At 35.1% G+C, this 21962-nt stretch carries 21 protein-coding genes; 12 read left to right on the top strand and 9 right to left on the bottom strand.

Going from position 1 to position 21962, the window contains the following annotated elements; genetic code table 11:
* Window positions 1-89 precede the first annotated feature (89 nt).
* The 3 genes from proS (at window position 90) to ACGH6R_RS10065 (ending at window position 4037) form a co-directional block, all read left to right on the top strand.
* Complete coding sequence (gene proS, locus ACGH6R_RS10075) at window positions 90-1811, top strand: proline--tRNA ligase (RefSeq protein WP_411599667.1); 1722 nt, start codon at window positions 90-92, stop codon at window positions 1809-1811.
* A 24-nt stretch (window positions 1812-1835) separates the two neighbouring features.
* Window positions 1836-2420, top strand: a complete 585-nt coding sequence (locus ACGH6R_RS10070) for a tyrosine-protein phosphatase (protein WP_411599665.1) — start codon at window positions 1836-1838, stop codon at window positions 2418-2420.
* 165 nt (window positions 2421-2585) lie between these two features.
* The gene (locus tag ACGH6R_RS10065) at window positions 2586-4037 is read left to right on the top strand and encodes a M48 family metalloprotease (protein WP_411599664.1); all 1452 of its coding nucleotides are present in this window, start codon (window positions 2586-2588) and stop codon (window positions 4035-4037) included.
* A 61-nt stretch (window positions 4038-4098) separates the two neighbouring features.
* Here ACGH6R_RS10065 and ACGH6R_RS10060 read toward each other — a convergent pair whose 3' ends face one another.
* Entirely contained in the window at window positions 4099-4761 is a 663-nt protein-coding gene (locus tag ACGH6R_RS10060; RefSeq protein ID WP_411599662.1) for a histidine phosphatase family protein, read from the bottom strand.
* Between the two features lie 30 nt (window positions 4762-4791).
* Window positions 4792-5769, bottom strand: coding sequence for a 23S rRNA pseudouridine(955/2504/2580) synthase RluC (rluC, locus tag ACGH6R_RS10055; protein WP_065558396.1), 978 nt, complete (start codon window positions 5767-5769; stop codon window positions 4792-4794).
* 146 nt (window positions 5770-5915) lie between these two features.
* Here rluC and dsbB point away from each other — a divergent pair, with 146 nt between their 5' ends.
* From dsbB to rapZ, 4 genes are all read left to right on the top strand, one after another.
* Entirely contained in the window at window positions 5916-6446 is a 531-nt protein-coding gene (gene dsbB / locus ACGH6R_RS10050) for a disulfide bond formation protein DsbB (RefSeq protein WP_065558397.1), read from the top strand.
* A gap of 78 nt (window positions 6447-6524) precedes the next feature.
* On the top strand, window positions 6525-7181 hold the full coding sequence (rluA, locus tag ACGH6R_RS10045) for a bifunctional tRNA pseudouridine(32) synthase/23S rRNA pseudouridine(746) synthase RluA (RefSeq protein WP_267360896.1): 657 nt from the start codon (window positions 6525-6527) through the stop codon (window positions 7179-7181).
* Between the two features lie 76 nt (window positions 7182-7257).
* Window positions 7258-7854, top strand: a complete 597-nt coding sequence (locus tag ACGH6R_RS10040) for an XTP/dITP diphosphatase (protein ID WP_065558399.1) — start codon at window positions 7258-7260, stop codon at window positions 7852-7854.
* Window positions 7855-7953: 99 nt separating this feature from the next.
* Window positions 7954-8802, top strand: a complete 849-nt coding sequence (rapZ, locus tag ACGH6R_RS10035) for an RNase adapter RapZ (RefSeq protein ID WP_267380246.1) — start codon at window positions 7954-7956, stop codon at window positions 8800-8802.
* Here the strand turns inward: rapZ and ACGH6R_RS10030 are convergent, their stop codons facing one another.
* Complete coding sequence (locus ACGH6R_RS10030; RefSeq protein WP_267350105.1) at window positions 8803-9624, bottom strand: divergent polysaccharide deacetylase family protein; 822 nt, start codon at window positions 9622-9624, stop codon at window positions 8803-8805.
* On the bottom strand, window positions 9621-10829 hold the full coding sequence (gene envC, locus ACGH6R_RS10025) for a murein hydrolase activator EnvC (protein ID WP_267380249.1): 1209 nt from the start codon (window positions 10827-10829) through the stop codon (window positions 9621-9623). Before envC ends, ACGH6R_RS10030 begins: the two co-directional genes overlap by 4 nt.
* Window positions 10830-11041: 212 nt before the next feature.
* On the opposite strand from envC, the gene glyQ reads away from it, so the two are divergent.
* The 3 genes from glyQ (at window position 11042) to ybaK (ending at window position 15509) form a co-directional block, all read left to right on the top strand.
* Window positions 11042-11977, top strand: coding sequence for a glycine--tRNA ligase subunit alpha (glyQ, locus tag ACGH6R_RS10020; RefSeq protein WP_065558403.1), 936 nt, complete (start codon window positions 11042-11044; stop codon window positions 11975-11977).
* Window positions 11978-11985: 8 nt separating this feature from the next.
* Complete coding sequence (gene glyS / locus ACGH6R_RS10015; protein ID WP_411599690.1) at window positions 11986-14058, top strand: glycine--tRNA ligase subunit beta; 2073 nt, start codon at window positions 11986-11988, stop codon at window positions 14056-14058.
* 965 nt (window positions 14059-15023) lie between these two features.
* Entirely contained in the window at window positions 15024-15509 is a 486-nt protein-coding gene (gene ybaK / locus ACGH6R_RS10010; protein WP_267350111.1) for a Cys-tRNA(Pro) deacylase, read from the top strand.
* Window positions 15510-15681: 172 nt separating this feature from the next.
* Here ybaK and ACGH6R_RS10005 read toward each other — a convergent pair whose 3' ends face one another.
* The 4 genes from ACGH6R_RS10005 to ACGH6R_RS09990 form a co-directional block, all read right to left on the bottom strand.
* Window positions 15682-15954, bottom strand: a complete 273-nt coding sequence (locus tag ACGH6R_RS10005; RefSeq protein ID WP_065558407.1) for an HU family DNA-binding protein — start codon at window positions 15952-15954, stop codon at window positions 15682-15684.
* Window positions 15955-16130: 176 nt separating this feature from the next.
* Window positions 16131-16724 (bottom strand): YjaG family protein, encoded by a 594-nt coding sequence (locus ACGH6R_RS10000; RefSeq protein ID WP_267350113.1) that lies wholly within the window; start codon window positions 16722-16724, stop codon window positions 16131-16133.
* Window positions 16717-17790, bottom strand: a complete 1074-nt coding sequence (hemE, locus tag ACGH6R_RS09995; protein WP_411599661.1) for a uroporphyrinogen decarboxylase — start codon at window positions 17788-17790, stop codon at window positions 16717-16719. Before hemE ends, ACGH6R_RS10000 begins: the two co-directional genes overlap by 8 nt.
* An 89-nt stretch (window positions 17791-17879) precedes the next feature.
* Window positions 17880-18779, bottom strand: coding sequence for a LysR family transcriptional regulator ArgP (locus ACGH6R_RS09990; protein ID WP_065558410.1), 900 nt, complete (start codon window positions 18777-18779; stop codon window positions 17880-17882).
* 208 nt (window positions 18780-18987) lie between these two features.
* On the opposite strand from ACGH6R_RS09990, the gene rpiA reads away from it, so the two are divergent.
* Together rpiA and serA are read left to right on the top strand one after the other, a co-directional pair.
* Entirely contained in the window at window positions 18988-19662 is a 675-nt protein-coding gene (gene rpiA / locus ACGH6R_RS09985) for a ribose-5-phosphate isomerase RpiA (protein WP_411599659.1), read from the top strand.
* A 59-nt stretch (window positions 19663-19721) separates the two neighbouring features.
* A complete protein-coding gene (serA, locus tag ACGH6R_RS09980; RefSeq protein ID WP_411597347.1) occupies window positions 19722-20963 on the top strand; it encodes a phosphoglycerate dehydrogenase in 1242 nt (413 codons plus the stop codon).
* 137 nt (window positions 20964-21100) lie between these two features.
* On the opposite strand, the gene srlR is transcribed toward serA, so the two are convergent.
* Complete coding sequence (gene srlR, locus ACGH6R_RS09975; protein ID WP_267350121.1) at window positions 21101-21880, bottom strand: glucitol operon DNA-binding transcriptional repressor SrlR; 780 nt, start codon at window positions 21878-21880, stop codon at window positions 21101-21103.
* Window positions 21881-21962 lie beyond the last annotated feature (82 nt).

Here is a 21962-nt window from a genome sequence, read left to right as displayed (position 1 = left end):
AAAATTACTTTAGTGTTACGCGACGGACTGCTAAACTAGCTCACATTTTAGTATATTCATTAGTACATTATTTTTTTCAGGATAAATTTATGCGAACCAGTAAATATCTTCTTTCTACATTAAAAGAGACTCCAGCAGACGCTGAAGTGATAAGCCATCAATTAATGTTACGTGCCGGCATGATCCGTAAAGTTGCCGCAGGATTATATACTTGGCTGCCCACTGGTTATCGTGTACTTAAAAAAGTTGAAAATATTGTTCGGGAAGAGATGAACAAAGCTGGGGCAATTGAAGTGTTAATGCCAGTTGTGCAACCTGCTGATATTTGGCAAGAAAGCGGCCGTTGGGAACAATATGGTCCGGAATTATTACGTATTAAAGACCGAGGAGATCGTGATTTTGTATTAGGTCCAACCCATGAAGAAGTAATCACCGACTTACTACGCAACGAAGTGAGTTCATATAAACAGTTACCGCTTAATGTTTATCAAATTCAAACCAAATTTCGTGATGAAGTCCGCCCTCGATTTGGCGTAATGCGTTCTCGTGAATTTATTATGAAAGATGCTTATTCATTTCATACTTCACAAGAATCCTTGCAAGAAACCTATGATGATATGTATAAAGCCTACAGTGCCATATTTACACGTGCAGGTTTAAATTTTAGAGCGGTACGAGCTGATACGGGTTCTATTGGTGGCAACTGGTCGCATGAGTTCCAAGTATTAGCCGACAGTGGTGAAGATGATATTGTCTTTTCTACCGAATCTGATTACGCGGCGAATATTGAGATGGCACAAGCATTAGCGCCAACACAAAGTCGCCTTGCACCAACCAAGGCGATGGAACTGGTTGATACACCTAATGCCAAAACGATTGAAGAATTAGTTGCACAATTTAATTTACCTATTGAAAAAACAGTTAAAACACTTATGGTTAAGGCGACTAAAGAGAGTGGGCACCAACTTGTGGCTTTATTAGTCCGTGGTGATCATACGTTGAACGAAATCAAAGCGGAAAAAATTGATATTGTGGCATCGCCTTTAGAATTTGCAACTGAAGATGAAATTCGTGCGATAGTGAATGCAGGACCAGGTTCATTAGGACCGGTAAACCTTGATATGCCAATCATCATTGACCGTGATGTGGCAGTCATGAGCGACTTTAGCGCAGGCGCCAATATCGATCATAAACATTATTTCAATATCAACTGGGACAGAGATATCACTTTACCGCGTATCGAAGATATTCGTAATGTGGTTGAAGGCGATATTAGCCCTGACGGTAAAGGAACATTACAAATTAAACGTGGTATTGAAGTAGGACATATTTTCCAATTAGGCACCAAATATTCTCAAGCGATGAAAGCCACTGTTCAAGGGGAAGATGGTCAAAATCATGTCATGATTATGGGGTGTTATGGTATTGGTGTAAGTCGTATTGTCGCAGCAGCGATTGAACAGTGCCACGACGATCGCGGTATTATTTGGCCTGACGCAATTGCGCCTTTTAGCGTTGCCATAATACCAATGAATATGCATAAATCAGAAAAAGTACAAGCCACTGCTGAAAAGCTTTATGCAGATCTACAATCAGCAGGTATTGAAGTACTCTTTGATGATCGTAAAGAGCGACCGGGCGTGATGTTTGCTGATGCCGAACTCATTGGTATTCCACATACTTTTGTCATCGGTGAACGTAATCTTGAAAATGGCGAAGTTGAATATAAACACCGAGCTGGTGGTGAAAAATCGCTAGTAAAAATCGATGAATTGATGACATTTATTAAAAAACGTCTTCAAACAGTTTAAATAAACATGTTGGAATAATTAGTTATGCAAAATACAACACAACAGTTAAAAATGAGTCATAACCGTATTACAACGATTATGATATGTCTACTACTGCTGTGTTGTATGAGTTTAAATCTCATTGGCTGTCAATCTAAGCTTAATTCTGATTATCAATTACCGGATAATTTTCATCAAGTGTCTAACGATATCTATCGCTCAGAACAACCTTCAATAACTGAATTTAAATATCTTGATAAACTTGGCTTTAAAACCATTATAAATTTACGGCTATTTCACAGTGATCGTGAGTTAGTCGAAAATACACAGATGTCAGAAGTTTGGATTCGAATGCGGGCAGGTGATATTACTGATGAGAAAATGATCCAAGTAATGAAAGCAATTCATACCTCCCCTAAACCGATATTAATCCATTGTTGGCAAGGTAGTGATCGTACCGGCGTCGCTATTGCTATGTACCGTTTGGTTTTTGAAAATTGGACTAAATCTCAAGCTATTAATGAGTTAATGCAAGCTGAATTTGGTCATCACTACAATGTTTATCCCAATATCAAAAAATATCTTGAAACAGTTGATATTGAAAAAATTCGCTCTGCCGTTTTTCAATAAAAAGATAGAAATTTTGATAACCCTAAACAACGTCATTGATTAAAGATCCTATCTGTTAGGCTTATTAACTTTATGTAAAGTTTAATCACAAATTCAAAGTGATATTGTGTTTTTTTTCAGCTAAAATAACTATTAATAATTATATTATCCCTATGGAATAAAATAATGCTAAAAAAAACAATTGCATTTTTAATCTCGGCTTCATTGCTATTGCAAAATACCTCATTGGTATATGCAGATAACATTAACTTGCCCGATATTGGTACAGCGGCTGCATCAACATTAAGTATCGGTCAAGAAATGGAAATGGGGGATTATTACATGCGAATGTTACGCGCTCAAGCCCCTATTCTAAATGATCCTGTTTTGAATCAATATATTAATGACTTGGGTCAAAAATTAGTTTCAAAATCAGAATCAGTACAAACCCCTTTTCACTTTTATATCATGCGTAGCGATGTCCTTAATGCTTTCGCTTTTTTTGGTGGTAATGTTGTTGTCCATTCTAAGTTAATACTTGATACGGATAACGAAAGTCAACTAGCGTCGGTCATGGCTCACGAAATAGGTCACGTCACCCAAAGACATTTAGCCCGTTCAATCGAAGCCCAAAATCGTAACAGTCCTTATTTTTGGGGAGCTACGTTAGGTTCTATATTACTTACATTAGCAAATCCTGAAGCTGGAATGGCTGCAATGACAAGTACAATGGCGGGGTCTGCACAAAGTATGATTAGTTTTACTCAGAGCAATGAGCAAGAAGCGGATCGTGTTGGTCTTAGGACTTTAGTCAAAGCCGGATTTGATCCTTATGCATCATCTGAATTTTTGCAAAAACTTGCTGACCAAACGCGCTTTAGTAGTAAACCGCCTGAAATATTACTTACTCACCCATTGCCTAATAATCGTTTAACTGACGTTCGCAACCGAACTTTGCAATACAGTAAAAAAAATATTACTTCTTCTCTTGATTACTATTTAGCTAAAGCTCGATTAGCGATTATTACGGCTAAAAATAAAAATGCCGCTTTGTTATTAATTCAAGATTATAAAAAATTAAATAATCAACCAAGCAAAATTGCCATCATATACTGTGCCGCATTGGCGGATTATCAGGCAGGTAAATATCAACAAGCCAAACAGCAACTTCAACCATTATTAGATAGTCAGCCTGATAATCTATGGTTTATTGATTTAATGACTGATATAGATTTAGAACTTAATAATAATAGTGTTGCCATTACACGATTACAGCAAGCTTTAAAAAAATTTCCTAACAGCACAGCGATACAATTAAATTTAGCGGCGGCTTATAATAATAATAAAAATTACCAACAGGCGGTTAGCCTTCTTCATCGCTATACCCATGATCATAATGACGATATGAATGGCTGGGATGAATTGATTAAAGCTTATGGTGGGCTGCACTCAACAGCACAACAAATGACTGCAAGAGCTGAGCTTATTGCTTTACAAGGTAGATTTGATGAATCTATTCAATTGCTGCAAAACGCTAAAAATAGAGCTAAAGGCGATCAAATCACACTATCTAAAATAGACGCCAGAATAAATCAATTAAAGCAACTGCAAAAACGCTTTGCAAAATACAAAAGGTAAAATTTATAATTTTCTGGCTAATGGCATCCACATTAGCCAGAAAAATATTCATTCAGCAAATTTATTTATTGGCTAAATGATCAACGTTATTATAAAACTTAACCGAAAATTGCCCTTTAGGCTGATTTTCATCTTGTTTATAGTTAACCACACTGATACTTGTATTTAACATACGTGGAAAATACGCTTCATCACGGTGTAAACGCCAGTCTCCTCCATTTAAAACACAAAGTAGTATCCGTAATACTGTGCCATGAGAAACAACTAAAATATTACCGGTATCTTGCTTAGTATTTTCGATAATGGTCTTTAATGCTCGCTCCATACGTGCCAAAACTTGTTGATAATTTTCACCTTGATTGACTGTTGCATCAAAGTTAGCAGGATCAGTGAGATAAGTGTTAAATTCCGGAAATGCTTTTTTTAATGTCGGCACATGTTTACCTTCCCAAATACCAAAATCCATTTCGCATAAATCTGAAAGTTCAGCGGTTGGAATAACATTTACATTTTCATTGATGATATAGTCTCGAGTTTCCATTGCACGCTGTTGAGTACTTGAATAAGCCTGTATGAACGGAATATCTTTAAGGTACTTTCCTGTCATCTTTGCACCTAAAATTCCTTCTTCTGTCAAAGGGGAATTCTGTGAGCCTTGCATTTGATCTTTAATATTCCATTCCGTCTGACCGTGTCTAATTAAATATAAATTGATATCTTTCATTGGTGCTAACTACCTTATTTATTTTTTAAATTATGCTTGTTTAAATTTATCTTTTCTAAGCTGAGTTAAACAAGCTTGCAATGTGGCATCCATTGGGGCTTGTAATAGCATTTCTTGCTGGGTTTTAGGATGAATAAATTTTACACTCGCCGCATGTAAAAAAAGACGGTTGAGTGTAGTATGTGATAATAATGCATCAAATTGGCGATCCCCATAACGATCATCAAAAGCAATCGGATGATTAGCATATTGCGTATGAATTCGAATTTGATGAGTACGGCCTGTTACAGGACTGGCTTTTATCAACGTGGCAAACTCAAATCGTTCTTCTACTTTAAAACGTGTTTCTGAAGGTTTTCCTTCTTTATCAACTTTCACCACTCGTTCACCACTTTTGAGCACATTTTTTAGCAATGGTGCTTGAATCACTTTACATTCAGAAGACCAATTGCCTTTCACTAACGCTAAATAATTTTTTTGCATCTGCTTTAAACGAAGCTGTTCATGCAACGCTTTTAATGCAGAGCGTTTTTTAGCAATCAACAGTACCCCTGATGTTTCACGATCGATACGATGCACCAACTCTAAAAATTTTGCTTCAGGCCTTAACGCGCGTAATCCTTCAATCACACCAAAACTTAAACCACTGCCACCATGCACCGCAATGCCCGAAGGTTTGTTGATAGCTAAAATCATCTCATCTTCATAAATAATTGCCTTTTCTAATTCGGCCACTTTATTTAATTTTGTTGAGATTTCGGGCGTGGCTTTTTCAGCAACTCGAATAGGAGGAATACGAACTTCATCGCCAATATTCAATTTGTATTCTGGCTTAATACGTTTTTTATTCACTCGCACTTCACCTTTGCGTAATATACGATAGATCATACTCTTTGGTACACCTTTCAAATAGGTGAGTAAAAAGTTATCAATACGTTGAGTCGCATTTTCTTCAGATATAGTCACAAAAGTAACATTTAATTTTTTTTGTGGAGCGTTTGTGTGCATAAGAGATGATTAGTCCGCTATCAATGAGTAAAAGTCGTTTACATTATTCTTAAATAATCTACACTAATCTTAATTATAATTAGGTAGTTTTTTTCAGTATAATAAAAGCAAAACAATTATAACGGAATCTGGGAGAATAAAATAGTATGTTATCGCTGCTTAATCAGTACTCACGTAGAAGGTTTGCTTGGTTTTTACTTTTTCTTTCAACCGTTGTTTTTGAATTAATTGCTCTACATTTTCAATACAATTTAGGTCTTGCACCCTGTACATTGTGCATTTATCAACGTTGTGCAATATTTGGTATCATGATAGCAAGCTTTATTGGATTTCTGGCTCCTCGCAAAACATCTTTTCGTTTAGCCGGTATTTTTATTTGGCTTATTAGTGCATTTCAAGGTTTTCGATTAGCAAAATTCCATGCACAACTACAGTTCGAGCCAAGCTTTGGTGATACGTGTTCAATTAAAACTGAATTTCCATCCTGGTTACCTTTAGATACTTGGTTACCTGAAGTATTTAGTGCTTATGGTTCTTGCTCTGAAAAAATCTGGTCATTTTTAACGATTGAAATGTCACAATGGATGATCATCATTTTTGCTTGCTATTTTATTGTGGGTCTGATCATATTGTTTATGCAGCTCTTTTCACCGAAAGAATCAACATGGCATAAGTAAACAATTTATAGAACTGGCACTTTTTGTTGATTTTGCTAGAATATATGGCAATTTTTAGTTATTAATTGTCATATTTAAATGCTTTTGGAATATCATCCCCCTACTGATCCTTGGCTGTCAATTTTATATCAAGACGATCATATCGTTGTTGTTAACAAACAACCGGGAATCTTATCGGTTTCTGGTAATAAACCACAATTTATTGACAGTATCATTCATCGTTTGCAACAAAAATATAGTTATGTGGAATCGGTACACCGTTTAGATATGGCAACCAGTGGCATTATGGTTGTCGCATTATCTAAACTTGCCGATCGAGAAATTAAAAAACAATTTCGAGAACGTATTCCTAAAAAGACCTATATCGCGGTTGTGCATGGACATGTTGAGCAAGACACCGGATCTGTTGAATTACCACTGATTTGTGATTGGCCAAATCGTCCTAGACAAATGGTAGATAAGGAAAATGGCAAATATGCATTAACAGAGTATCAAGTTATTGCAAGAAATCCCGATAATACAACTCGCATTAAATTATTTCCATTTACAGGACGCTCTCATCAACTGCGTGTGCATATGCAAGCTATTGGTCATCCAATTTTAGGCGATAAATTTTATGCCCATCCAGAAGCTTTCTCGATGTCAAAAAGATTACTATTGCATGCACAATTATTAACAATTAATCATCCTAAATCAGGTGAAAACATGACTTTTACTTGTGATCCTGAATTTTAAATAAGTAAATATAAAAAACACTCATTATGTTTAATCAATCAGCTCAAATATTAAGCCAATAGGTTAAGGAACCTTTATGCAAAAAATTGTTTTAGCAACCAATAATCAGGGCAAAGTCAATGAATTACAAAATTTACTGGCTGATGCGGGTTTTGATATCGTCGCACAAAGTCAGTTTAATCTCCCTGATGCCGATGAAACAGGTTTAACATTTGTCGAAAATGCCATTATAAAAGCCAGATATGCTGCAAAATTAACTGGGTTACCCGCCATAGCCGATGATTCAGGGTTAGTTGTGGAAGCACTTAATGGTGAACCGGGTATCTATTCTGCACGTTATGCAGGCGAGCACGGTAATGATGAAAGTAATAATCAAAAATTATTACAAGCATTACAACCTATTCCTCAAGAAAAGCGTTCCGCATATTTTTATTGTGCTCTAGTTTTTATGCGTCATGAAAACGATCCTACTCCCATCATCTGTTTAGGAAAATGGAATGGCTTAATCTTAAATGAATTAAAAGGTAAAGGCGGTTTTGGTTATGATCCCTTATTTTATGTGCCAGAACTAAATTGTACTGCCGCTGAGCTGACTAAAGAACACAAAAGCCAAATTTCCCATAGAGGGCAAGCTCTTAAACAATTGATTAAAGAAATAAAAACTAAATATTAAAAATATTTAGTTTGTTGTAATATTGTTTATATTCCAAATTGCAAGTTTACGAATAAACGTTATATACTTACATGCATCAATTATATCGGAGTTGAAATTGTGATCCTACTGATAGTAAGTGGCCGTTCAGGTTCAGGAAAATCGATTGCATTACGTGCGTTAGAAGACATGGGTTTTTATTGTGTTGATAATATTCCTGTTGCTTTATTACCACAATTAGCTGATTCACTCAAAAATAATAAAACCCCTGTTGCTGTCAGTATTGATATCCGTAATTTACCAATCAATTTTGATTTTGATAAAGATATATTTCAACGTTTACCTCAATCTGTTTCGCCTGAGATAATTTTTTTTGATTGTAGCCGTAATACGCTTATCCGTCGTTATAGTGAAACAAGACGAATTCACCCATTGGCTAATCAGCAATTTTCCCTTGAAGAAGCCATCGATCAAGAAGAAAAGTATTTAGAACCCTTAAAATCTCATGCTAGTTTAATGATTAATACTGATAATCTTTCCGTGCATGAATTATCAGATATTTTACGATCTCGTATTTTAGGCAAAAAAGAGCGTGAACTCACCATGATTTTTGAATCATTTGGTTTTAAGCATGGTTTACCGGTGGATGCAGATTTTGTCTTTGATGTTCGTTTTTTACCGAATCCACACTGGGATGTATCGTTAAGACCACTAACAGGATTAGATGATCCGGTCAAAAACTATCTATTAAAACATGATGAAGTGACCAATTTTATTTATCAAACTGCAGATTATTTAAAAAATTGGTTACCAATGTTAGAGAAAAACAATCGAAGTTATTTAACTATTGCAATTGGTTGCACAGGTGGTCAACACCGTTCCGTGTTCATTGCTGACCAGTTAGCTGATATTTTTCGAGCTCAAAATAAACAAGTCCAAGTCCGTCACCGTACTTTAGAGAAGAAGTAATTATTGCTGAATTATTGATAAATAATAGATTTCATAACCTATTTTTTCAAATATTTTGTATATATCTTTGAAGGTTAATGTTGGTTTTTCGGGTAAGGATTCTGGATGAATTAATTGACTAAGTTTAACAAGTTGTATATCTGAAGGTAATTCGGACAGCTTTTTTGTTAAGACGTTCACCGTTTGTGGATAAGGATGACCAATAACAATTGCTTGCCCCTTTTTTCGGGCTAATTCAATAGCAATATCAAATTGGTAAGCAATGGCATTTTCATTCTGTTTATCATCAAGAAAAACATCTCGTACAAGAACAGGTATATTATAGTTTTGAGCCGCATTAATTACCTGCGTTTTACCTATTGTTTTGCTGTCTAAATAGAAGAATGAATAATGGCTAAGTGCTTTCATAACATGCTCCATACCTTTAAGGTCAGATGTCATTAAACTTCCCATATGATTATTCACGCCAATTGCATAAGGTACGCGCTCAACAGCATTGGCAATAATTTGATTAACTTCTTCTTCCCCCATGTAAGGAAATAGTGTCTCTTTTTCTAACGGTTGTTTAGATAATGGTGCCATGGGTAAGTGAATAATCACCTCATTACCTTGTTTATTTGCTAAGGTAGACATCTGTTTGGCATGGGGTGAATAAGGCAAGACTGCAATCGTAATATTAGGTGATAGTGAAATAATTTTTTGTTCATTTTGCTGACGATAACCGAAGTCATCAATAACAATAGCCAGTTGTGAAGCAAGTCCATTATTAATAGGGAATAATAACAGACTCATAAAAACTAAACTTACACAGCGTACAATCATTTTAACCATCCACTCGGATCTAGCGCTTTACCATCACGCCGAATTTCAAAATAAAGTCCGGGATTATTTTGACCACCACTCGAGCCAACAATTGCAATTGATTGACCGGTTTTAATTTTATCCCCAACTCCCACTAAAACACGCTGATTATATCCATATAAGCTCATGTCGCCTTTTCCGTGCTCCAAAACCACCATAAATCCATAGCCTTGTAGCCAACTGGCTAATAACACTCTTCCATCAGCAATTGCTTTGACTGTCACACCATTTTTCGCATTAATGACCATACCTTTCCAGTATAATTCGCCCTGTAATGCCTCACCAAATCGATGTGCCACACTCCCACTTACCGGCCAGTTAAATTGATGAGCCGGTTTGCCAATACCACTCACTCTTGCCATGAGTGATTGTTCATCTGAGCTCAATGTATAGTTATTATTTTTTTGTTTTTCTTCAATATTTTTAGCTTGCCTTGCTTCTTCTTCTGCAATACGTTGACTTTCTTTTTCTGCTTGAGCGATTTTTGCTTGCAATTTCGCTTCATTTTCACGTAGTTGCGCTAATTTTTGTTGATTCTGTTGCATAGATGATTCAAGCGATACTATCGTTTTTTTACGATTTTGACGATTTTTTTCAAGTCTCAATTGTTCTTGCTTTTGTCTATTTTGTAATACTTTATGAGAGGACTCTTTTTTTTGCAAAGCTGCTTTTTTTTCACTTAATTGTAATTGGGTCTCTTTAAGCTCATTAATTAATTGCTCTCGAGCTTGGTTAATGTATCCGTAATACTGAATAATTCGTTCGTTACGTTCCCCCTTTTCCCCCGAAAATACCAGTTCTAATCCGCTATTTTTCCCAATTTTAAATGCACCAATCAATTGTTTAGCTAACACTGCTCGTTGCTGTGTTTGCTTATTAACCAGCTCATCTATCTGGTCAATCATTATATGAATTTCTTGATTAAGTTTTTTTAACGATAAATCATTTTTTTCAATTGAGGTCAACAAAATTGCTATTTCGGTTTCTTGCTGTTTAAGGTCTTTGACTAATTGAGTGCGTTGTTTATTTTGTTCTGCTATTCGATTTTCTTGTTCTTCAATTGAACGACGCAAAGACTCTAGCCTCTGAGTATCATCAGCGTGCAAAAAACTAACATTGATTAATGTTATAAAAATAATCACAACAATTTTTTGATAAATAGACATGGTGTTTTATTTTAGATTTATTACCAAGCAATAATGATAATGTCACTATACCGACAAATAGGTAAAGATGCAAAATGTAAACCACATTAAGATAGTTAAGTAATATATTATGATATGAAGCGATTAGACATTTCACAAGCACTCATAAAAAGTATAAAATACAGCACTGTTTTAAATATCGAAAAAATCAATTCAACCATAAAGACAACATCATGCAAAAGTTTAATGTCAAAACCTTTCAAGGTTTAATACTTACGTTACAAGATTACTGGGCTAATCAAGGTTGTACAGTGATTCAACCCTTAGATATGGAAGTGGGTGCAGGTACATCACATCCAATGACCTGTTTACGTGCGCTTGGACCTGAGCCAATTAATGCTGCTTATGTTCAGCCTTCTCGTCGCCCTACTGATGGTCGTTATGGTGAAAATCCAAATAGGCTACAACATTATTATCAATTCCAAGTTATTTTAAAACCTTCACCCGATAATATCCAAGAACTTTATTTAGGTTCGTTAAAGGAGCTTGGTCTAGATCCAACAATCAATGATATTCGCTTTGTTGAAGACAATTGGGAAAACCCAACCTTAGGTGCCTGGGGGCTTGGCTGGGAAGTGTGGTTAAATGGTATGGAAGTAACCCAATTTACTTATTTTCAACAAGTCGGTGGACTTGAATGTAAGCCAGTAACAGGTGAAATAACGTATGGTTTGGAACGACTAGCCATGTATATTCAAGGCGTTGATAGTGTTTACGATTTGATTTGGAGTGATGGAGCATTCGGTAAAACGACTTATGGCGATGTTTTCCATCAAAACGAAGTTGAACAATCAACTTATAATTTTGAATATGCGAATACTGACTTCTTATTTTACTGTTTTGAACAACACGAAAAAGAAGCAAAATTTTTGCTTGAGTTAGAAAAGCCACTTCCTTTACCAGCTTATGAACGTATTTTAAAGGCCGCTCACTGTTTTAATTTACTTGATGCCCGTAAAGCCATTTCGGTTACAGAGCGACAACGCTATATATTACGTATTCGAACATTAACTAAAATGGTTGCTGAAGCCTATTATGCATCACGTGAAGCGCTCGGTTTCCCTATGTGCCAAAATTCACCTTCAAGCGAAAGTGCATCATCTAAGTAGGAATATATATTATGCAAAAAACATTTTTAGTGGAAATTGGTACAGAAGAGTTACCACCAAAATCGCTCCGAACTTTGGCTGAAAGTTTTGCGGCTAATTTTATCGAACAACTGGATAATGCAAATTTAGAACATGGTGAAGTCCTTTGGTATGCATCACCAAGACGTTTAGCATTGAAAGTATTAAATCTGAATGATACTCAACCTGATAGCCAAATCGTTAAACGAGGCCCCGCAGTAAGTGCAGCATTCGATCAAGCAGGAAATCCAACAAAAGCCGCAGAAGGTTGGGCTCGTGGTTGTGGTATTACGGTTGATCAAGCAGAACGAATACAAACAGATAAAGGGGAATGGCTTTCTTATACACAAAATCAAAAAGGACAGCCTGTTGTCAATTTGTTATGTGATATGGTTAAAAATGCTTTAAGCAAATTACCAATACCAAAACCAATGCGCTGGGCAGCCCGTCAAGTTGAATTTATTCGCCCAAGCCATACTGTGACGATGTTATATGGTGATGAACTGGTACCCGGTACTATTTTAGACATTAATTCCGCACGGGTGATCCGTGGACACCGTTTTATGGGTGAACAGGAGTTTACTATCGATAATGCCGATCAATATCCTGAAATTTTAGAACAACGCGGTAAAGTTATTGCTGATTATGATAAACGTAAATTAATTATCCAACAACAAGCAGAAGCCGCAGCGGCAAAACTTAATGGTAAAGCGGATTTAACAGACAGTTTATTAGAAGAAGTCTCTTCATTGGTTGAGTGGCCTGTTGTTTTAACAGCAAAATTTGAAGAACGTTTTTTAGACGTCCCTGCCGAATCACTTGTTTATACTATGAAAGGCGATCAAAAATACTTCCCTGTTTATGATAAACAAGGAAAATTGCTACCGAATTTTATTTTTGTTGCTAATATTGAGTCAAAAGATCCGCAAGTGGTCATTGCTGGTAATGAAAAAGTGGTTCGTCCACGTTTAGCCGATGCTGAGTTTTTCTATAAAACAGATTTAAAACAGCGTTTAGAAGATCGCTTACCTCGCCTTGAAACGGTATTATTTCAACAACAGTTGGGTACTGTAAAAGATAAAGCATTACGTATTGAATCATTGTCAGGTTTCATTGCTGAGCAAATTGGTGCAGATGTAGCGCAAGCAAAACGTGCAGGCAAATTGACTAAATGCGATTTAGTCACGAACACTGTTTTCGAGTTTCCTGAAACGCAAGGGATTATGGGACGTTATTTAGCCCTTAAAGATGGTGAAAGTGTTGAAGTCGCCACCGCCATAGAAGAACAGTATAGACCTCGTTTTTCCGGTGATGAGTTACCAAGTACAGCTGTTTCTTGTGCTGTTTCAATCGCTGAAAAAATGGATACTTTAGCCGGTATTTTTGGTATTGGGCAACACCCTAAAGGCGATAAAGATCCCTTTGCACTGCGACGTGCGGCTATTGGTGTGCTAAGAATCATTGTGGAAAAAAACTTACCGTTAGATCTTATTGCGTTATCTGAATTTGCCGTTTCATTATATGGTGATAAATTAAATAACCAAAATGTTGTAACTGATATTGTTAGTTTTATGCAGGGTCGTTTTCGTGCTTGGTATCAAGAACTTGGTTTCACCATTGATACTATTCAAGCCGTATTGGCTCTTAATCCTACCAAACCAGCCGATTTTGATGCGCGTGTAAAAGCCGTAACACATTTTAGAACACTGCCAGAAGCATCATCATTAGCTGAAGCAAATAAACGAGTATCGAATATATTGTCTAAAGCAGAACTAGCAATTCCTGATAGTGTTAATGCTTCATTGCTTGAAGCCGGTGCAGAAGGAGAGTTAGCAAAACATGTTGCGGTGTTAATGGATAAATTAGCCCCATATTTTAATCAAGGACGGTATCAAGATGCCCTCGTTGAGTTATCTACGCTTAAAGCACCCGTTGATGAATTTTTTGCTTCAGTTATGGTCATGGTTAATGATGAAAAAATAAAACTTAATCGTTTATCATTATTGAAAAAACTACAAAGTTTATTTTTAAAAGTTGCAGATATCTCATTATTACAATCATAATAAATATATATCAACACTTGTGGTAGCCTATTTTGGTTACCACTTAATGACTTAGAGCTAAAAAATGCAAACCGAATTATCCTTTTCTCGATTGTTAAATGAAACAATTAATTTTATTAGAAATCGTTTTCAACCAATCATTATCATCTGTTTTTTAATCAGTGCCACTACCACACCAATTTTAAATAATTTATTTGATAAACAACTTTTTCAGCAATTATCTAACCAATCTCCCTATGCCGTGTTATTGCAATTATTAAAACCAGCAATGATTTATATGGTGATAAATTTTATGACACAGGCGATTATACTTGCTGTGATATATAATTATTCAATCAGCAATAAATTTAATTTCAATTTAATATTGTCCCGTTTGTTACCAAACATATTAAATTTAATCGGTTTAAATTTAGTTTGTGCATGTTTAATCGTTACTGGGTTAATATTTATGTTATTAATATGCTCAGTTTTGAATCTGATTTTACCCATCCAAATCATGAATCTTTTAATTTTAACGGTCACGATTGTTGTTATGATTGTTATATCGATAGTTTATTTCCAATTCAATAGTTTAATTATTGAACCTTCAACAAAAGATTTTTTCCAAAAATTTATAGACTGTTTTACACACACGTTAATGTATTGGCGATTAACCTTACCAATGTTTTTAATCTACTTTTTAGCTATATTTTTATTGTCACATTGGGCAATTTCAATTACATCGCTGATGATAAATATTATCTATTCAACAATAATAATATTTGCAAATATCTTTATGATATGTTTCCTTTATCGTCTCAATATGCTATTAAAAAACCAGCATAAAACCCATTAAAAAACAAAGCAAAATATCAATTAATTATTTAAAATTATCCACTATTCTTTTTAATCACTCTATTAAAAAATTTATAGAGTGATTAAAATTAAATGATACCCTATCATTTTGAATTACAGGGGATATTGATATGACACCAGCGATTAACCAACTAAAAAAATTAAAAATTCAATTTAAAATTCATCAATATGAACACGACCCTAATACAACTAATTACGGTCAAGAAGCTGTCAATAAACTTGATCCAACATTAAATGTGATTGCCGATCAAATTTTTAAAACGCTTGTTGTAAGTTTAAACAACAATGACAAAACATTAGCTGTTTGCGTATTACCTGTTAATAAACATTTAGATCTTAAAAAAGTAGCAAAAGCATTTAACTGTAAAAAGATTGATTTAACTCATCCTAATATAGCTGAAAAAACGACAGGCTATTTGGTTGGAGGAATCAGTCCATTAGGTCAGAAAAAACGTCTACCCACATTAATTGATATTAGCGCAAATTATTTAAACACTATGTTGGTATCAGGCGGAAAAAGAGGATTAGAAATTGAAATGGCACCTAGTGATTTACTTACAGTATTAAATGCTAAATTTATAGAAATTACATCTTAGCTTAATTAAATAATATTAACTAACAAACACAGATTAAATGTAAGATATTTTAAACGCATTGTAATGCATTGATACGTTTTAATCATTTTTTTAAATAGAAAGGTCATGAAACGATGTTCCATGACCTAGCGTTATTAATTGTCAAAAAAACATTTTCGACAATTTAAAAAAACTATTTGATTGCTTCTTTAAGACTTTTACCTGATACGAAAGCAGGTACTTTGCTTGCAGCAATTTTGATTTCTTTACCGGTTTTAGGATTACGACCCGTGCGTGCTTTACGAGCATTAACTTTAAATGTACCGAAACCAACTAATTGTACTGGTTCGCCAGCTTTTAATGATTCAGTAATAGCTGCTAATGTAGCTTCTAACGCAGTTTTAGCTGCAACTTTAGTAATATCAGCTTTACTAGCAATTGCATCGACAAGTTCTGTTTTATTCATGGAAATATCCTTACATATTTATTTTATTGTTAAAGTTAACATAATAAAGAAAGTTAATTACATAACTTTCCAACTGTAAACAACATTTAGGTTACATTACTATTAAATGTAGTCTATATTGCTCTAATATAAAAGAAAAATTTATTAAAAAATAAAAAAATCATGGCTGGAACGCTTTAATTGCTTAAAAAAACACCAATATTACTCATTTGTGACGTTCGAATTTCTGCTTTTAGACCTTTTATTAAATCTTCCATTTCATTTTTTTCATCGCGTAATAATCGGAAAATTTCCCATTGCAAATCAAATTCATCAATTACACTAGGTAATTGCTGTTGTTCATCCTCTGAAAGTAAAATATTTTCTTTTGTCATCTCAAATTCAGCAATAGTTGTCGCTGATATACTACTTACTTTAGCGGTGTGTTCAGCAATATCACCACTTAAATACGAGTGTAACAACTCGCTAAGTGCCTGACATGCATCAATAGCAGGATAGACCATATAAGGGCTTTCATTAGTAAAAACAGGAATGATAGCTTCTAATTTTTCTAGCTGTAAATCAAAGTTTATTTTTACATCATAGACTAATAAGGATTCCCATATTAAATCAAGTATTTTTTTGTAATTTTTACTATCTTCTTGATTATCAACTTGTTTGCAGTAGTAAACAAAGTTAGGGTACATTCGTTCACACAAACAAACCATAAATAAACGTTGTTGCCATTCAGGCAATTTTTCCATTCTTAATTGAATTGGGTTTTTAATCATGATGAAACCTTTTTGATTGACGATGAACCGCGTCAATTAAATATTGTACATGTTCTAGCGGAATATCTTGATGAATACCATGTCCTAAATTAAAAACATGCCCATTATGATAGCCAAATTCCGATAACACAGCATCTACATTCGCTTCGATTATTTGCTTATCAGCATATAATACTGAAGGATCAAGATTACCTTGTACCGCTATTTGTCCTTTTTGTGGCACGTTACTTAGATCAACTGTCCAATCAACACCTATCGCATCACATCCCGAGTTTATAATATTTTCTAGCCATAATCCGCCACCTTTAGTAAATAAGGTTACAGGTACATAAGAAGTAATATTTTGACTCTTTTTACCTTGTTTTAATTGCGATAAGATTAATTTCATATAATCTAATGAAAACGTTTGATAGCTTTGATGACTTAGCACCCCGCCCCAAGTATCAAATATCATTATCGACTGCGCACCAGCTTCAATTTGGGCATTTAAATATATAGCGACACTGTTAGCCAGTTTTTCAAGTAATAGGTGCAGTGCCTTAGGATCACTATACAGCATTTTTTTTATTTTAGTAAAAGCTTTACTACTACCACCTTCAATCATATAGGTAGCAAGTGTCCACGGACTACCCGAAAATCCAATTAATGGTACTGTTCCGTCGAGTTCTTTTTTGGTTAGCCGAATAGCATCCATCACATATCTCAATGATTGCTCTGGATCAGGAATGGGGAGTTGATGAATATCAGATAGACACTGAATTGATTGCTTAAATTTTGGGCCTTCTCCTGTTTCAAAATACAAACCAAGCCCCATTGCATCAGGAATAGTTAATATATCAGAAAAAATAATGGCGGCATCAAGATCAAATCTTTTCAGTGGCTGCAAAGTCACTTCACAAGCTAAATCGGGAGTTTGACACATCGTCATAAAATCCCCTGCTTTAGCTCTTAAATCACGATATTCAGGTAAATAACGCCCAGCTTGGCGCATCATCCACACAGGCGTGTAATCAACAGGTAAACACTGTAAAGCTCGTAAATAACGATCATTTTTTAGTTGATACATAGCATCGACTCTTTTAGTTGTTATGACAATTGATCCAAACGTTTAAAGTTAACATCTTATTTTAACATTTTATATGCTTATATAATCGATTATTTATGAGGTTGAGAAAGCACATTTTGTGCATAACGGATCAATGTTTCAGAAATATTTTGCATCACACTACTTTCAGGGGCAAATCGATGCCAATAAAGCATTCGTCTTTGATAAAGACCTTCTGTCAAATTGACAAGTTCTCCCGTTTTCAACTCTTGTTCAACTTGAAGTTTTGGTAACATACAACAAGCCGAACCTTGTTTGGCTAGCTGAACAAATGCTTCAGAAGAACTGGTTATATGACAGACGACACTTCCTGGCGTAAGATTAAAATTCTCTTGTAAAAAAGCTTGATGCATATCATCTAAATGATCAAAAGCTACCGCTGGTGCTTTTAACAAGGAAGAACGGGTAACCCCATTAGGAAAATATTTTTTAGCAAAATCTGGCGACGCAACAAAAATATAGTCTAAGGCGCCTAACATATCTGACAAGCAACCCGGTAATGGATTGGCTTGAATACTGATTGCGGCCACAACCGTACCAAGTCGCAATAATTCTAATGTATGCTCTTCATCTTTAACTTGGATATCAAAACGTAAAATATTTTTATCTAACACGGGTTTTAACGCAGGTAAAAGCCAGGTTGCGAGTGAATCCGCGTTGATTGCAATCGATAACGACAATGGTGTCGGATTTTGATCGTTATCGCCTAACCATTGTTGTTCGAGTAATTCTACTTGATGCAATAAACCTAAAAGATGTTCCCCTTGCTTGGTCGCTTTGGGCGGAATGGTTCTGACTAAAAGCTGCTGACCAAAAAAACTTTCAAGTTGCTTGATGCGTTGTGAAACCGCCGGTTGTGTAATACACAATTTATCGGCTGCTCTTTCAAAACCTCGCTCTTTTATTACTGCATCTAATGCTTGTAATGCTCTATAATCTGGACGCTTCATAATCTCTTTACGAATAATGGGATCTTTGCTTGAATACTCAAACCTTTTAGAACCGGATAATTTTTTAAATAGATCTAAAACTTAATATATTTTATTAAAATACTAATGATTTTTGCTTTCCAAACGGTTACTATGCCATATCTTCAGTAATTTTGCTTTCAAAATTTTATTTTTTTGAATAAAAATTATTTAAAACTACGGTGATATTATGACGCAAGATGAATTAAAAAAAGCGGTCGGCTGGTCTGCTTTAAAGTTTGTAAAACCCAACTCATTAGTTGGAGTTGGAACAGGGTCAACAGCCGCACATTTTATTGATGCTTTAGCAACGATTAAAGGTCAAATTAAAGGAACGGTTTCAAGTTCAGAAGCTTCCACCCAAAAACTACTCAGCTATGGTATCCCCGTACTTGATTGTAATGAAGTCGATAGTTTGGATGTTTATGTTGATGGCGCAGATGAAATTAATTATCAGATGCAGATGATAAAAGGTGGAGGAGCTGCACTCACGCGCGAAAAAATTGTTTCAGCATTGGCTAAACAGTTTATTTGTATTGTTGATGAATCAAAAGTTGTCAATGTATTAGGTAAATTTCCTTTACCCATTGAAGTCATTCCAATGGCTAGATCATACGTTGCACGTGAGTTATTTAAACTGGGTGGAAAACCCGTTTATCGTCAGGGCGTGGTGACTGATAATGGCAATGTTATTTTAGACATTCATGATTTAGTCATCACAAACCCAATTAAATTAGAAAATTGTATTAATAATATTCCAGGTGTCGTCACAGTTGGTTTGTTTGCTCACCGAGGTGCAAACATTGCATTAGTCGGTTCAAGTTCAGGTGTCAAAGAGTTAACATTAAACCATTGTTCAAATTAAATTGAGTGTTATTATTAAAGTTTTACGCATTGATGTGGTATATGGAAAGAGAGGAAAAGATGGTTGTTCAGGCTTTAACTAAAGATGAAAATAAGTTTTTATTACTTGAAGGTGTTCACCCTAGTGCCGTTGAGGTACTCAAATCCGCAGGTTTTACAAATATAGAATATCTTAAAAGCGCCTTATCACCTACCGAACTTAAAACAGCCTTAAAAGATGTCCGCTTCATAGGAATTCGCTCAAGAACTCATTTAACCGAAGATATTATTAATTCAGCACCTAAATTAGCTGGTATTGGTTGTTTTTGTATAGGCACAAATCAAGTTGATCTCGATGCTGCAACTGTTAAAGGTATTCCTGTTTTTAACGCTCCATTTTCGAATACGCGATCTGTTGCTGAGCTTGTTTTAGCCGAAGCCATATTATTACTTCGACGAGTACCTGAAGCCAATGCTCAAGCTCATCAAGGTAAATGGAATAAAATAGCAACCGGATCTCATGAAGCTAGAGGTAAAAATCTAGGTATTATTGGCTATGGCCACATTGGTAGCCAATTAAGTATATTAGCTGAATCATTGGGAATGAATGTCTATTTTTATGATATTGAAACAAAATTACCTTTAGGCAATGCAAAACAGGTAGCAAGCATGAATGAATTACTCGCAATGAGTGATATTGTCAGTATGCATGTCCCTGAAAACCCAACGACAATCAGAATGATCAGCAAAAATGAGATCGATCAAATGAAATCAGGTGCGATATTAATTAATGCATCACGCGGTAAAGTTATCGATCTTGATGCATTAACTGATGCTTTAAAAGCCAATAAAATTAGTGGTGCCGCCATTGATGTATTTCCGACCGAACCAGCAAGTAATAATGATCCATTTGAATCGCCATTATGTGAATTCGATAATGTCATTATCACTCCGCATATTGGTGGTTCTACCAGCGAAGCTCAAGAAAACATTGGTATCGAAGTGGCGACTAAATTGGCTAAATATTCCGACACAGGTGCGACCCTGTCAGCTGTTAATTTTCCTGAAGCTTCTTTACCTATTCCGGCTAAAGGATCGAGTCGATTTATCAATATTCACCATAATCAACCCGGTGTATTAACCGCAATCAATACTTTGTTTGCAGAACAAGGTTTAAATATTTCGGCTCAATACCTACAAACGGATCCTAAAATTGGCTATGTAGTTATTGATATCGATAGGGTTGAACAAAGTAAAGCTGAAGAGTTATTAATTAAACTCAAAAATGTCGCAGGGACTATCAGAGCAAGATTACTATTTTAACTAAAGAAAATTATCAATTAAAGGGTTATTGATCATGGGTTTTGGTTTCTAACGTATCTCAATATATATTGAGATTTCGTAAGAAGCCAAATACTCCAGAAATTTAATTCCACATTCAATCAAACTTTAGTATTAATCTATTTATCAACTACTTTAACTTTAATAACATTGATACCCCGTTGTATCAAAGCATCATAATATTTATCATCTAAATGATCATCAGTGATGATAGTATCCACTGCATCTAAATCACAAACAACATTTGGGCTTCGTCGTCCAAACTTTGAAGAATCCGCTAATAAAATCAGTTTGGCAGCAGCTTTACTCATTGCCACACTACCGTGATAACTTTCATTAAAAGTGGTTACCCCACCAACCAAATCCACGCCATCAGCACCCATAAACAGTTTATCAAATGAATAGGATTCAAATGCTGCAATAGCTGAAGCATTATTACTATGAAACGAAGCGGATTTACGACGAAATGTGCCACCTGTTAATATAATATTTTGGTCATTATCATTAGCAACGAGCTCATTCACCATATGTAAGCTGTTGGTCATGATAGTTAAATTATTGAATTGAGCTAGCATAGGAATCATTTGTGCAACGGTACTTCCTGCATCAAAAATAACAGAATCCCCGTCATGAATAAGTGTTGCCGCTTCCTGTGCTATTGCTTTTTTTTGTGCCGTATTAATATAAGTTTTGTGATCAATCGCACGGTCACCAATTTCGCGATTTAACATTGCACCACCATAAGTCCGTAGTACAAGCCCACTTTCATAGAGTTGAGTAAGATCTTTTCGAATAGTGGTACCCGTCGTTTGAAAATGGGTAGCTAGCTCATCAACACTCACTTGCCCATTTTTTTGCAGATATTCTAAGATTGCAGTTTGTCGTTGCCTTACTTTCATGATTGGAGTCCATTATTACTGTTCAATAACAGAATTAATTTATTGTATAAAATATTATACTTCATCATGAAAGAAAATACTT

It is taken from the genome of Gilliamella sp. CG13, from assembly GCF_046635805.1.
In the GTDB taxonomy this organism is placed as follows: Bacteria; Pseudomonadota; Gammaproteobacteria; order Enterobacterales; family Orbaceae; genus Gilliamella; species Gilliamella apicola_I.
Note: the sequence above shows the minus strand (reverse complement) of the source record. Positions and strands in the feature narration are given on the sequence as shown.

Coding starts and splice junctions, on each gene's coding strand:
- ACGH6R_RS10000 (WP_267350113.1), bottom strand. CDS start 16,724: ATGATTAAAAACCCAATTCAATTAAGAATGGAAAAATTGCCTGAATGG.
- rpiA (WP_411599659.1), top strand. CDS start 18,988: ATGACGCAAGATGAATTAAAAAAAGCGGTCGGCTGGTCTGCTTTAAAG.
- ACGH6R_RS10060 (WP_411599662.1), bottom strand. CDS start 4,761: ATGAAAGATATCAATTTATATTTAATTAGACACGGTCAGACGGAATGG.
- serA (WP_411597347.1), top strand. CDS start 19,722: ATGGTTGTTCAGGCTTTAACTAAAGATGAAAATAAGTTTTTATTACTT.
- proS (WP_411599667.1), top strand. CDS start 90: ATGCGAACCAGTAAATATCTTCTTTCTACATTAAAAGAGACTCCAGCA.
- ACGH6R_RS10005 (WP_065558407.1), bottom strand. CDS start 15,954: ATGAATAAAACAGAACTTGTCGATGCAATTGCTAGTAAAGCTGATATT.
- dsbB (WP_065558397.1), top strand. CDS start 5,916: ATGTTATCGCTGCTTAATCAGTACTCACGTAGAAGGTTTGCTTGGTTT.
- hemE (WP_411599661.1), bottom strand. CDS start 17,790: ATGTATCAACTAAAAAATGATCGTTATTTACGAGCTTTACAGTGTTTA.
- ACGH6R_RS10065 (WP_411599664.1), top strand. CDS start 2,586: ATGCTAAAAAAAACAATTGCATTTTTAATCTCGGCTTCATTGCTATTG.
- ACGH6R_RS10030 (WP_267350105.1), bottom strand. CDS start 9,624: ATGATTGTACGCTGTGTAAGTTTAGTTTTTATGAGTCTGTTATTATTC.
- ACGH6R_RS09990 (WP_065558410.1), bottom strand. CDS start 18,779: ATGAAGCGTCCAGATTATAGAGCATTACAAGCATTAGATGCAGTAATA.
- srlR (WP_267350121.1), bottom strand. CDS start 21,880: ATGAAAGTAAGGCAACGACAAACTGCAATCTTAGAATATCTGCAAAAA.
- ACGH6R_RS10070 (WP_411599665.1), top strand. CDS start 1,836: ATGCAAAATACAACACAACAGTTAAAAATGAGTCATAACCGTATTACA.
- rluC (WP_065558396.1), bottom strand. CDS start 5,769: ATGCACACAAACGCTCCACAAAAAAAATTAAATGTTACTTTTGTGACT.
- ybaK (WP_267350111.1), top strand. CDS start 15,024: ATGACACCAGCGATTAACCAACTAAAAAAATTAAAAATTCAATTTAAA.
- envC (WP_267380249.1), bottom strand. CDS start 10,829: ATGTCTATTTATCAAAAAATTGTTGTGATTATTTTTATAACATTAATC.
- glyQ (WP_065558403.1), top strand. CDS start 11,042: ATGCAAAAGTTTAATGTCAAAACCTTTCAAGGTTTAATACTTACGTTA.
- ACGH6R_RS10040 (WP_065558399.1), top strand. CDS start 7,258: ATGCAAAAAATTGTTTTAGCAACCAATAATCAGGGCAAAGTCAATGAA.
- rluA (WP_267360896.1), top strand. CDS start 6,525: ATGCTTTTGGAATATCATCCCCCTACTGATCCTTGGCTGTCAATTTTA.